The 11,600-nt window shown below is 73.8% G+C and carries 12 protein-coding genes; 6 read left to right on the top strand and 6 right to left on the bottom strand.

The window, feature by feature from the left end; translation table 11 throughout:
- A partial coding sequence (locus ACFUEL_RS24435; RefSeq protein WP_380238889.1) for a TetR/AcrR family transcriptional regulator C-terminal domain-containing protein occupies nucleotides 1-391 on the top strand: 391 nt, incomplete at its 5' end.
- A 325-nt stretch (nucleotides 392-716) separates the two neighbouring features.
- Here the strand turns inward: ACFUEL_RS24435 and ACFUEL_RS24430 are convergent.
- The gene (locus ACFUEL_RS24430) at nucleotides 717-2,138 is read right to left on the bottom strand and encodes a DHA2 family efflux MFS transporter permease subunit (protein WP_380238891.1); all 1,422 of its coding nucleotides are present in this window, start codon (nucleotides 2,136-2,138) and stop codon (nucleotides 717-719) included.
- 164 nt (nucleotides 2,139-2,302) lie between these two features.
- Between ACFUEL_RS24430 and ACFUEL_RS24425 the strand changes: the two genes are divergently transcribed.
- Together ACFUEL_RS24425 and ACFUEL_RS24420 are read left to right on the top strand one after the other, a co-directional pair.
- Nucleotides 2,303-2,872, top strand: a complete 570-nt coding sequence (locus tag ACFUEL_RS24425; RefSeq protein WP_380238888.1) for a TetR/AcrR family transcriptional regulator — start codon at nucleotides 2,303-2,305, stop codon at nucleotides 2,870-2,872.
- Between the two features lie 59 nt (nucleotides 2,873-2,931).
- The gene (locus tag ACFUEL_RS24420; RefSeq protein ID WP_380238887.1) at nucleotides 2,932-3,531 is read left to right on the top strand and encodes a hypothetical protein; all 600 of its coding nucleotides are present in this window, start codon (nucleotides 2,932-2,934) and stop codon (nucleotides 3,529-3,531) included.
- Here ACFUEL_RS24420 and ACFUEL_RS24415 read toward each other — a convergent pair.
- On the bottom strand, nucleotides 3,492-4,205 hold the full coding sequence (locus ACFUEL_RS24415) for a DNA-binding response regulator (RefSeq protein WP_380238886.1): 714 nt from the start codon (nucleotides 4,203-4,205) through the stop codon (nucleotides 3,492-3,494). The genes ACFUEL_RS24420 and ACFUEL_RS24415 overlap by 40 nt on opposite strands.
- Before the next feature lie 143 nt (nucleotides 4,206-4,348).
- Here ACFUEL_RS24415 and ACFUEL_RS24410 point away from each other — a divergent pair, with 143 nt between their 5' ends.
- A complete protein-coding gene (locus tag ACFUEL_RS24410; RefSeq protein WP_380238885.1) occupies nucleotides 4,349-5,227 on the top strand; it encodes an aldo/keto reductase in 879 nt (292 codons plus the stop codon).
- 20 nt (nucleotides 5,228-5,247) lie between these two features.
- On the opposite strand, the gene ACFUEL_RS24405 is transcribed toward ACFUEL_RS24410, so the two are convergent.
- From ACFUEL_RS24405 to ACFUEL_RS24395, 3 genes are all read right to left on the bottom strand, one after another.
- Nucleotides 5,248-5,658, bottom strand: a complete 411-nt coding sequence (locus tag ACFUEL_RS24405; protein WP_380238884.1) for a hypothetical protein — start codon at nucleotides 5,656-5,658, stop codon at nucleotides 5,248-5,250.
- 138 nt (nucleotides 5,659-5,796) lie between these two features.
- Entirely contained in the window at nucleotides 5,797-6,243 is a 447-nt protein-coding gene (locus tag ACFUEL_RS24400) for a MarR family winged helix-turn-helix transcriptional regulator (protein ID WP_380238883.1), read from the bottom strand.
- Between the two features lie 39 nt (nucleotides 6,244-6,282).
- Nucleotides 6,283-7,956 carry an MFS transporter gene (locus ACFUEL_RS24395; protein ID WP_380238890.1) on the bottom strand — a complete coding sequence of 558 codons (1,674 nt, stop codon included), beginning with the start codon at nucleotides 7,954-7,956 and terminating at the stop codon, nucleotides 6,283-6,285.
- A gap of 324 nt (nucleotides 7,957-8,280) precedes the next feature.
- Here ACFUEL_RS24395 and ACFUEL_RS24390 point away from each other — a divergent pair, with 324 nt between their 5' ends.
- Nucleotides 8,281-8,937: a LysE family translocator gene (locus tag ACFUEL_RS24390; RefSeq protein WP_380238882.1), complete on the top strand. Its 657-nt coding sequence runs from the start codon at nucleotides 8,281-8,283 to the stop codon at nucleotides 8,935-8,937.
- A gap of 113 nt (nucleotides 8,938-9,050) precedes the next feature.
- Here ACFUEL_RS24390 and ACFUEL_RS24385 read toward each other — a convergent pair whose 3' ends face one another.
- Nucleotides 9,051-9,692 (bottom strand): hypothetical protein, encoded by a 642-nt coding sequence (locus ACFUEL_RS24385; RefSeq protein ID WP_380238881.1) that lies wholly within the window; start codon nucleotides 9,690-9,692, stop codon nucleotides 9,051-9,053.
- Between the two features lie 350 nt (nucleotides 9,693-10,042).
- Here ACFUEL_RS24385 and ACFUEL_RS24380 point away from each other — a divergent pair, with 350 nt between their 5' ends.
- Nucleotides 10,043-11,521 (top strand): hypothetical protein, encoded by a 1,479-nt coding sequence (locus ACFUEL_RS24380; protein ID WP_380238880.1) that lies wholly within the window; start codon nucleotides 10,043-10,045, stop codon nucleotides 11,519-11,521.
- Nucleotides 11,522-11,600 lie beyond the last annotated feature (79 nt).

Raw genomic sequence — 11,600 nt, 5'->3', positions numbered from 1 at the left:
GCACGAGTGGTTCATCGAACTGCTGGGCGGGCGGCCGCACTTGGGGCCGAACGCGCTGGCCGCCCGGGAGACCGCGCTGGCCGTGCTGTGGGGCGTGCCGGGCTTCGCCGGGCAGCCGACCCGGGTGCAGCAGGCCGCGGGGGTGTTCCACGCGTACCTGGCGGGGCGGCTGCGGGTCGAGGTGGCGCAGCGCCGGGCGGAGCGGGCGGAGGGGCGTTCGGAGCACGACTGGCAGGTGGCGATGGGGCCGTACATGGTGCGGGTGCTGGCGGAGGGGCGGCACCCGACGATCGCGGAGGTGATGGTCTCGGCCGACCACCTGGCGCCGGGCGAGTCGTTCGCGGCGGGCCTGGAGATGGTGCTGGACGGGATCGCCGCCCAGGCATCCTGATCCGGGCCCGGTCCGGTCGGATCGGTCGAATCGGTCGGATCGGCGCGCGGCGTCGGGCGCCGGCAAGACCGGCCGGACCGGCCGGACCGGGCCGGCCGGGTCCGCGTCGCACGGGAACGCGGTGCACGGGAACGCGGTGCACGGTGGCGGGTGCGACGGTGGTGCCGGGCAGGCGCTCGCACGGTGGGCGACGCCCCGCCGGCGTCGGCGGGGAACGGGAGCGGCCGGCCTCATCAGCCCGTCGCGGTAGCTGCCGTGCATCGGCCCCTGCCGTGCGTCGGCCCCTGCCGGGCCGGTTCCTCCGGTGGCGGTGCCGCGGCCGTCCTCACCGCGCCGCCGGTGCGGCGTTCCTGCCCGTCTCCCGGCCGCGGTCGCCGGTGGAGGCCGCCGACCCGGGGGCGCCGGGAAGGAGCAGGCAGAGCGGAACGGCGGCGGCGGTGAGGGCGACGGACCACCAGAACGCGTGGTCGAAGCCGGTGGCCAGGGCGTCGGGCGTACGGGCCCCGCCGGTGTTCTGCTGCAGGACGACGAGGAGGACGGCGACGCCCACCGCACCGCCGAGTTGCTGGGCGACACGGGTGATCATGCTGGCGTCGGGGATCTCCTGGCGCTCCAGTCCGACGAAGGCGGCGCCCATGGGCGCGATCATGGCTGCCCCCAGGGCGACGCCGCGAACGAACAGCGCGGCCAGGAGCAGGGTTTCGTCGGTGTCGGCGGTGACGAAGGCAAACGGCACGGTGGACGCGGCGACGGAGGCGAAGGCCGCGAGCGCCACCGCGCGGGGGCCGGTGCGGTCCAGGTAGGTGCCGGCCAGGCCGCGGGCGACCAGGGCCCCGACCCCCTGGGGGATGAGCAGCAGCCCGGTGTCGAGGGGCGTCGCGCCGCGGACCTGCTGGAAGTACAGGGGCAGCAGCGTCATCGACCCGAACAGGGAGATCCCGCCGAGGAAGAGCAGGGTGGAGGCGGAAGCCACCGGGCGGTGGCGGAACAGGCGTACGTCGACCAGCGGGGCGGGGGCCCGGGTGAGCGCCCGGACGGTGAAGCCGGCGGCCATGGCGAGCCCGGCGAGCAGCGGGACGAGGACCCGGGTGCTGGTGAAGCCCGTATCGCCGTCGACCTGGGAGAGGCCGAGGAGCACGGCGGCGGAACCCGGGCCGAGCAGGAGAAGTCCGACCGCGTCCAGGGGCGCGCGGGGCTCGTCGGGTGCGGGCCGGTCGTCGGGCAGGTTGCGGCGGGCGAGCACCGTGCCGAGGAGGCAGAGGGGGATGTTGGCGAGGAACAGCCAGCGCCAGTCGGCGAGGTGGAGGACGAGGCCGCCGAGGACGGGACCGAGGATCGGGCCGAGCGCGGTGGGCACGGTGATGACGGCCATGACCTTGCCGATGTTGCGGCCCTTGGCGGCCTGCACGAGCAGGGTGTACATCAGCGGCATCATGATGCCGCCGGCCAGGCCCTGGACGAGCCGAAAGACGATGAGGCCGGTGGCGTCCCGGGCCAGCGCGCTCAGGATCGAGCCGCCCAGGAAACCGGTCAGGGCCAGCACCCACAGGCGTCGGCCGCCGAGCCGCGACTGGGCCCACCCCGCGAGCGGAATGGCGGTGAAGACGGCCAGCATGTAGCCGGTGCTGACCCACTGCACGGTCGCCAGCGGAGCACCGAGGTCCTCGGCCAGGTCGTTCAGCGCGACGCTGACGACGGTGGTGTCGAGGACGACGCCGAGAGCGCCCACGATCAGGGTGATCGCCATGCGCAGCACGGCGGGATCCACACGACCGGGGTCGGCGGAGTCGGGTCCTGCCTCGCGGGAAGTGCTCACGACGACACCTTAAGATAGAAGTCTCTTCCTTAAGGGGGTCACGGTAGGCCGCTACACTAAGAAAGGCAAATCTATCTAACCTGCGAAGGCACACGATGACGCAGCGGCGCCGCGGCGCGGAACTGGAGAAGGCGCTCCTCGACGCGGCCTGGGACGAACTCGACGACAAGGGCTACGCCAGGTTCACCATGGACGCCGTCGTCAAGCGCGCGGGCACCAGCCCGCCCGTGCTCTACCGCCGCTGGCCCGACCGCGACGCGCTCGTCAGGGCGGCCGTCGTCCACGCCCTCAAGGAGTCGCGCCCCGCCCTCCCCGACACCGGAAGCCTGCGGGAGGACCTCCTCGTCCTCATGCGGGAGATCGCCACCTCCCACGTCCGACTGGTCACCGTGATGTACGCCCACCTGGCCAGCTACTACCGCGAGACGGGCGAGAACCCCACCAGCCTGTTCGACCCCGTCGCCACCGGCCGCGCAGCGGCACTCGACGCGCTCTACGAACGCGCCGCCGCCCGCGGCGAGATCACCTCGGAACGCCTCACCGAACGCGTCAAGACCCTCCCCTTCGTCCTGCTGCGCCACGAGATCCTCTCGACGTTCGCCCCCGTACCCGACCACGTTCTGGAAGAGATCGTCGACACGGTCTTCCTCCCCCTGGTGCGCTGACCCTCCATGACCGCCCACCAGCGACGCGTGGTACCAATGTCACAAGAAGGCGCACCCGGATGCGACAGCACCGGGCCGGCGCGGGAGGGCGGCGCGTGGTGGGCGGGATACGGGCGAGGCTGGAGCAGGAGAAGGCGCGCGAGCGGCGGTACGGGCCGCGACCCAGCCGGCCCGCGTTCCTGCCGCCGGGCCGCGTCGGCAAGACGTTCCTCCTGCTGCTCCCGCTGCTCTGCCTGACCGTGGGCGTCCTGTGCCTGCAGGCGGGCCTGGCCGTCAGGCACGGGGAGGGCGTGCCGGGCGTGTTCGTCGTCACCGGGCACCAGGACTGCTTCCGCTGCCCGGACCACGTGGGCGACTTCGTCCCCGACCCTCCCCCGCTGCCGGCCGAGCCGGCGCCGAGGATCACCGGCGTGACGCCCTGGGACGACCTTCCGGTGCACGAGATCGAGGACCGCGCCCGAGCGGTCTACTACCACGGCACCGTCTACGCGCCGGACGGCCGGGCGTGGGTGTTCGGCGCGGTGCTCACCGCCATCGGGGGTGGGACGCTCCTGCTCTGCCTCGCCGTCGCCGTCCGCCGCCTGCGCCGCCGCCGCTCCCTCCGCGCCGGGCCGGACGGTCAGACCAGCCCCAGCTCGCGGGCCCGGGTGCCCGCCTGAAAGCGGCTGTCCGCCTCCAGCAGGGCCATCAGCTCGGCCACCCGGCGGCGGTAGGTGCGCAGCGACATGTCCAGGCTGCGGGCGGCGCTCTCGTCGGTGAGGCCCCGGCCGAGCGTCCGCAGCACCGCCCGGGACGAGGCGTCGAGGACCGGGGCGGGGCGGGCCCGGTGCTCGGCGAGGTCGCGGGCCGCCTCCCAGGCGGCCAGGAACAGGGTGCGCAGGCCGTCGACCACGGTCGGGGCGCGGAGCACCGAGTAGCTCGGCTCCCCGCCGGGGCCGGTGCCGCCGACGACGGCCACCCGGGCGTCGACGACGATCATCTCGGCCGGCAGCCCGGAACGGCTGACCCGGACCAGGCCCCCGGCGGCGACGATCCGGAACGCGTGGGCGGCGAACGCGTCGTCCGCCACCACGGACGGGGTGTAGAGCTTGCGCACCCGCAGGCCGCCGGGGCGGTCGACGGCAGCGGCGGCACCGGCCGCACCGGCTGCCCTGGCCGGAGCACCGGCGGCACCGGCCGGAGCACCGGCGGCACCGGCCGGAGCACCGGTGGCGTCGGCGACGCCGGACCAGGTGGCCCGGTCGGCGGCGGCGCAGAGGAACTCCTCGCGCACGCCGGCGAACAACGGGGCCGCCCGGAGCAGCAGTTCGCGCTTCCCGTGGATCGTGGTCACCTGCTCCGCGGCGGACACGGCTCCGCAGCCCCCTCACCGTCGGTCGGTCGAATGGTCGGTCGGTCGGATGGTCGGTCGGGCCAACGACCGGCAGCATGCTGCCAGTCGATTGCCGCTCTCCGGGATCCGAAGAGGATTCTCACATGACGATCGATCAAGAACCGTACACCTCACGGAAATTCACGCCGACCGACGGCCCCGCGCTCTCCCGGATCGGGTTCGGGACGATGCGGCTGCCGCTCGCCGAACCGGCCGCCGCGCGGAAGGTGCTGCGCCGCGCGGTGGAGTCGGGGGTCGACCACTTCGACACCGCCTCGTTCTACTTCGCCGGCGACCGCGCCGCCAACGCCCTGCTGCGCGAGGCCCTGCACCCGTACCCCGAGCAGGTGTCCATCGCCGTCAAGGTGGGGCCGCAGCGCACCCCGGACGGGGCGTTCAGCGCCCCGGCCACGGCGGCGGAGCTGCGCGGGGCGGTCGAGCGGAACCTGCGGGAGCTGGGCGTGGAGCGGCTGGACCTGGTGTACCTGCGGATCGGCGCGATGGCCCCGGATCCCGGGGAGTCGCTGGCCGAGCGCTTCGCGGTGCTGGCCGAACTGCGGCGGGCGGGCCTGGTCGGGGCGCTCGGGGTGAGCAACGTGACGGCCGGGCAGCTGGCGGAGGCCCGCGCGGTGGCGCCGGTGGCCGCGGTGCAGAACCACTTCAACCTGGCCCGGCGCACGGACCAGCCGCTGCTGGCGCAGTGCCGCGCGCTGGGCATCGCCTACGTGCCGTTCCCGCCGCTGGCCGGCGGGGACTTCACGGCGGGGCCCGCGGGGGCCGTCGCGCGCCGGATCGCCGAGGCGCACGGGGCGACCGTGCCGCAGGTCCTGCTCGCCTGGCTGCTGGCGCTGGGCCCCCACGTCTGCCCGATCCCGGGCACCTCCTCGCCCGCCCACCTCGCGGACAACCTCGCGGCGGCGGACCTGGAGCTGAGCCCGGCCGAGCTGGCCGAGCTGGACGGCCTGGTCGAGCCGGCGGCCTGACAGGCCGCCTTGGCCCTCCCTCAGTCCCAGGCTTCCGGATCGGCGGGGCGCGGCGGCGGGTTCTCCCGCCAGTGCATGACGCCGGTCGCGGTGCCGGCGAGACCGACCAGCACGAAGCACGACGGGAGCAGTAGCAGGGACCAGCGGAGCTGGCTGGGGAGGAGGGCGTGGCCGGGGCGGGTGAGGGCGGTGACGCTGTCGCCGGGGCGCAGGCCCTCGGGGGCGCTGGAGAGGTTGTCGAGGGGAACGGCCACCGGGACGGCGAGCACGATCCGGCGGGCGTGGACGCCGCGTCCGTCCTGCTCGTAGTGGGCGGTCAGGACGGTCGCCCGCACCTGCGGGGCTCCGGCGTAGCGGGCGTGGGTGACCAGGTGGTAGGAGGCCCAGAGCAGCCCGGCGAGCAGCAGGATCGGGCCGACCAGCAGACCCAACGCCCTACTCCGACTCAATGCCCGCCTCCCCGCCGTCCCCGAGCGTCCGGTTGATCTTCGTCCCCGGCCGGCCGGAAGTAAAGAGCCGGGAACGAGGGCCGGAACACCCCGTCGGAGGTTCCGGCCCGGCCGGGCCGGTCAGTCCTCGAAGGAGACCAGCCGCTCGAGCACCGGCAGCGCCGCCATCAGGGCCTGCCGTTCCGCTTCGGTGAGTTCGGCGGCCCGGCGGGCCAGCAGTTCGGAGCGGCGGCGGCGGATGTGGGCCAGCAGGGCGACGCCCTCCGGGGAGAGTTCGACCAGGGCGGAGCGTCCGTCGTTGGGGTCGGGGACGCGGTTGACCATCCCGGCCTCGACCAGTGAGGCGACGGTGCGGGTCAGCGAGGGGGCGGCGACCCGTTCCAGCGCGGCGAGTTCGCCGAGCCGGACCGGGCCGTGCTCCTCGATCCGGGCCAGCGCGGACTGCTGGGCGAAGGTGAACTCCTGCCGGTCGGAGGCCCGCATCAGGTGCCGGTTCAGCCGGGCGATGACCAGCCGCAGCCGGGCCACCTGTGCCGGGTCGAGCCCGCCCTCGTTCTCCTGCCCCACCGTTGGACTCCCCTGCTCCGCCGTCTGCTTCACGTCACGTCACGCCGCGCCCTGGGAGGCCGCGGCGTCCCCGTCCGGGACGGCGGCCGCGCCGTCCTCGGGACCGTCCCCGACCGTACCCGCTTTGCGGCCGCGCAGCAGCGAGGCGAGGGCGGCGACCAGCGACATCGCGATGGCGAGCGAGAAGACCACCATCAGGCCGTCGTGGAACGGGCCGGAGATCAGGTGCGGGAAGAAGTCGCGGCCGGTGAGGGTCTGCGCGTTGGAGGCGGGCAGGCCGGAGAGCACCTGCGGGCCGAGCAGTTCGTGGATCGGGTTGTAGCCGAGGAAGGCGGCGAACAGCATGCCGACGGGCGGGAGTTGGGCCACCGTGTGGGCGTCGGCGGCCGAGACGCCCTGCCCGGTGAGGCCGTCGGTGAGGGTCTGCGGGAGCGATCCGGCCAGGCCCGCGACCATCAGCGAGAAGAACACGCCGATGGAGAGCACCATGCCCGCGTTCTGGAACGTGGCGCGCATGCCGGAGGCGGCGCCGCGGTCGGCGGCCGGGACGCTGGACATCACCAGCGCGGTGTTGGGCGCGGCGAACAGGCCGCCGCCGAGGCCGTTCAGGAAGACCAACAGGGCGAACCACACGTACCCGAAGTCGGTGGGCAGGATCAGCAGTCCGGCGAACGAGGCCGCCATCACGACCAGGCCGCCGGCCGCGAACAGCCGGGCGCCGAAGCGGTCCGAGAGGTGTCCGGCGATCGGCCCGGCGGCCAGGAAGCCGATGGTCAGCGGGACGAGGTAGATGCCCGCCCACAGCGGGGTGTCCTCGTAGTCGTAGCCGTGCAGCGGCAGCCAGATGCCCTGCAGCCAGACGATCAGCATGAACTGCAGGCCGCCGCGGGCGATCGAGCCGAGCAGCGTCGCCAGGTTGCCGCCCGCGAACACCGGGTCGCGGAACAGGCGCAGCGGGAACATCGGCTGGGCGACCTTCGTCTCGATCACGCAGAACGCGATCAGGACGGCGGTGCCGCCGATCAGCCCGGCCAGCACCCAGGGGTTGGTCCAGCCCATGGTGTGGCCGCCGTACGGCTGGATGCCGTAGGTGATGCCGGCGAGCAGGGCGGTGAGGCCGACGGCGAAGGTGACGTTGCCCCACCAGTCGATCTTCCCGGGGCGGCGGACGCCGGTCTCGTGCAGCGAGCGGTAGGCCCAGACGGTGCCGATGATGCCGATCGGGACGTTGACCCAGAAGATCGAGCGCCAGTTCCACTCGGCCAGCACGCCGCCGAGGACCAGGCCGATGAAGGAGCCGGCGATGGCGGCGACCATGTTGACGCCGAGCGCCATGCCGCGCTGCCTGGCCGGGAAGGCGTCGGTGATGATGGCCGCGGAGTTCGCCATCAGCATGGCGCCGCCGACGGCCTGGACCACGCGCCAGCCGATCAGCCAGAGGGCGCCGCCGCCGCCGTCCATCGGGTCGAGCGAGAGGATCACCGAGGTGATGGTGAAGATCAGGAAGCCGGCGTTGTAGATCCGCACCCGCCCCCAGATGTCGCCGAGCCGCCCCAGCGTGACCACCAGCACCGCGGTGACCAGCATGTAGCCCATCAGCATCCACAGCAGGTAGCTGACGTTGCCCGGTTCCAGCGGGTTGAGGTGGATGCCGTTGAAGATCGCCGGCAGCGAGATCAGCACGATCGAGGAGTTGATCGTCGCGATCAGCATGCCGAGGGTGGTGTTGGACAGCGCCACCCACTTGTAGCGCGGGTGTTCCGCGCCGATCCACCGTTTCTTGGTGCCCTTGCCGGTGTCCTGCTCGATGTCCACGTCCGCCATCTCCTGCCGCCCCCTGGGAAGCCGTGATGATAGTTAGCTGATGTGAACTAAATTACTGCGCGGACCCCCGCCCCGGCCAGTCGTCCCGGATGGTGGACGGGAGCAAGGGAGGTACGCAGGGCGGGAACTGACGCCCCGTCAGTAAAGCTTTGGCAAAGCCTCGAACGGGAAAACCACTGGCCGGGCGGCCCGCCCCGTGCTTGCATGACTCCCATGCTGTCCGCCGACCGCCTGCTCGCCTTCGCGGCCATGTCGTTCCTGCTGATCGTGATCCCCGGCCCGAGCGTGCTGTTCGTGATCGGGCGGGCGCTGGCGCAGGGGCGGCGCGCCGCGCTGATCACGGTCGCGGGGAACACCACCGGCGCGTACGCCCTGGTGGTGGCCGTGGCGTTCGGGGTGGGCGCGGTGGTGGAGCGCTCCGTCCTCCTCTTCGCCCTGCTCAAGCTGGCGGGCGCCGCCTACCTGGTGCTCCTCGGCGTCAGGGCGTGGCGCGAGCGCGGGTCGCTGCGGGCGGCGTTCGGCGGGGCGGGGGCCGACCGGGGCGCGCGGGGCGCGCGGGGCGCGCTGCGGACGTTCGGGGAGGGCTTCGTCGTCGGCGTGACCAACCCCAAGACCATCGTGTTCTTCGCCGCGGTGCTGCCGCAGTTCGTCGACCGCGACCGAGGGCACGTCACCGCGCAGATGCTGCTGCTCGGCCTGGTCTTCAACCTCATCGCCGTGGTCTCCGACATGGCGTGGGGCCTGGTCGCGGCCACCGCCCGCGGCTGGTTCGCCCGCTCGCCCCGGCGGCTCTCCCTGGTCGGCGGGGTCGGCGGCCTCGCCATGATCGGCCTGGGCGTCACCGTCGCCGCGACGGGCCGCAAGGACTGACCCGGGCACCGCAAGCACTCCACCGGGCCGCGGTGACAGCGCCCGTCAACCCGTGGGCGCCCGTCGTACCGGGCGCCCGAACCCGGCCGACACCCCGCGGCGACGCGTGCCGATCAGCAGGGGCCGAGGTCCTGCCAGACGCCCCACTGGCCGGTGGTACCGGGCTCCTCGCCCAGCGTCCACCACTTGGCGCTCCACTGGTGGCCCTTCCACGAGACGGTGTTGCCACCGGTGTAGACCTGCGTGCCGACCCAGGAGGCGGCGGAGCACGCCGGGGCGGTGGCGCCGCCGGTCACGGTGAGCGTGTAGGTCGCGGAGGACGTGGCCGAGGTACCGGTCAGCACGCCCCTGACCGTCAGCGGATAGGTGCCGGGGACGGCCGTGGACACGGTCGACACCGACAGGACGGCACTGGAACCCCCGCTGACCGAGGACGGGCTGACCGAGGCGGTGACCCCCGCGGGAGCGCCGCTGACCGTCATCGCGATGGACGTGTACGAGCCGTTGTTGATGATGGCCGTGCTCACCGTCGCGGTGGTCGACGAGCCGGCGGCCACCGTGCCCGAGGACGGACCGACCTGCACCAGGATCGCGGGCACCTGGACGCCCGACGCCGAGGGCGACGGGGAGGAGACCTGCGCGGGCACCGGGGCGCCCACCGCGTGGGCGGTGCCGGTGAGCGCCACGCCGGCGACGGCGGCGGTGACGGCTCCGGCGAACAGGGCTCGGAGTGGTGCGCGAACGGGTCCGGCCATGGACCGCGCTCCCTTCGAAGGTGGGGACTTCGGCGACCTGAGGCACTCTGGCCGGAACCAATACTGGTGGTCCGGGCCACCCGACTGTCAAGAGTCCTTACCAACCCCGGGGCCCGACGGTCCCGCCGCACGAGCCACGGCAACCGCCCGGGGTTTCACCCGCAGCCGGTCGAGTTCCTGAGCCGAACGCCGCAAGCAGTCGATGTCCGGCGGCAGGCGCGACAGAGCGGTGTCCGAGGCCGGCGGCCGCACGGAGCCGTGGCCCCGTCGCCGACAGCGGGCACCGAGTCGCCGGTTCGGCCCGGCAAATTCCGTGGCGGGTCGGGACGCTCCGTGCGACGCTCCTCGGCGTGCATACTGTCCTGCGGAACCTGGCGAGCAATCCGGCGCTGCGCCCCGAGCACATCGACGCCCTGATCGCGCACGGCGACCCCGACGTCCTGCTGGAGCTGTGCCGGCAGCCGGAACTGACGCCCGGACAACTGGACGCCCTCGAAGCGGCCTGCGGGCGACCGGCGTTGCTCGACCTGATCAGGTTCGGGGCGATGCCGGCGGACCGGATCCCCGCGGACGACCCGTCGGCGCAGCTGGCCGCCCTCGGCCGACCGGACCCCACCGGGGCCAGGATCAGCCGGCTCACGGCCTGTCCTGCCGCGGAGGTCCGCCGCGGGCTCGCGAAGAGCATCGGCCACGACTACGACATCGCCGAGAACACACTCACCGGCGAGCGCCGCGCCGCGATCCTGACGCTGGCCCAGGACCCGGACTGCGCCGTGGCCTCCGCAACGGTCCGGCTGCTGGAAGACCTCGGCGAACCGCACGCCCGCCACCGCACCGAAGCGTGCGTCAGGACCGCAGTCGCCCTCTCCACCACCGACAGCGAAGTCCTGCGCGGCCTCCTCACCGTGGACGGGCCGACACCCCTGACCCCGTGTCCGCACCACCCCGACCCCGACGCGGCCCTGGCGGATCTGCGCCGCAGCGCCATCGGGAACCAGCTGGCGCCGCCCGACGCGGTCGAGGAACTCCTCGACGCCACCTGGCCCACCTTCGCCGTCCCGGCCGCCGGCTACCGGAGCGGCCTGCGGCCCGAGACCTACCAGCGGCTCATCGCCCTGGGCGATCCGCAGGTCACCGCCCGCGTGGCGGGCAACACGGGCGCACCCGCCGAAATGATCCGCCACCTCTACGACGCCCAGGACGGCCGCTGGCGCAGCAGCGTCCTCAACAACCAGGTGACCATCCCGATCGATCTGCTGGTCCGCGCAGCCCTCACCGGCGGTACCAGCGGCGGCCTCTTCCATCGGGACCTCGACGGCATGATGGCACTGGCCGACCATCCCAGCCCCCGCGTCCGGCAGCTGGCACTCAGGCACGTCCGGCTGCGCCCCGAGGTGCGCACCGGACTGATCGACGACCCGGACCCCGTGGTGGCCCTCCTCGCCGTTCTCTACACCCGTGACCCCGACCATTTCCGCGCGGCCGCGCGGCGGTACGGGCCCAGCAGCCACACCGACCTCGCCCTCGCGATGTCCTGCCCCTCGGACCTGCTGCTCGCCATCGCACAGGACCGCGACAGTCCGTCCGAGGCCGCCCTGGCCGTCGCCTGGAACGAGAATGCGACGGCGGCCGCCCTCGCGGCCTGTCTGCGCAACCACCCGGGGCGGGAAATGGACGAAGCGGTGGCCGAGCACCCGGCGGCGTCGCCCGAGCAGCTCTGCCAGGTGGTCCGGGGAGGCGACCCACAGGTCTGGCGAGCGGCCGCCCGCAATCCGCAGTTGCCGCCCCGGGCGGTGGACATGATCCTCGCAGCCGCGCTCGGCCGTTGAACCCCGGCCGCTCCTTCCGGGGGCTCCTGGCCGGATCCCCGGCGTGCCACGGCACGCCGGGCGGCGGGCGGGCGCGTCG

It is taken from the genome of Kitasatospora sp. NPDC057198, assembly GCF_042670125.1.
In the GTDB taxonomy this organism is placed as follows: domain Bacteria; phylum Actinomycetota; class Actinomycetes; order Streptomycetales; family Streptomycetaceae; genus Kitasatospora.
Note: the sequence above shows the minus strand (reverse complement) of the source record. Positions and strands in the feature narration are given on the sequence as shown.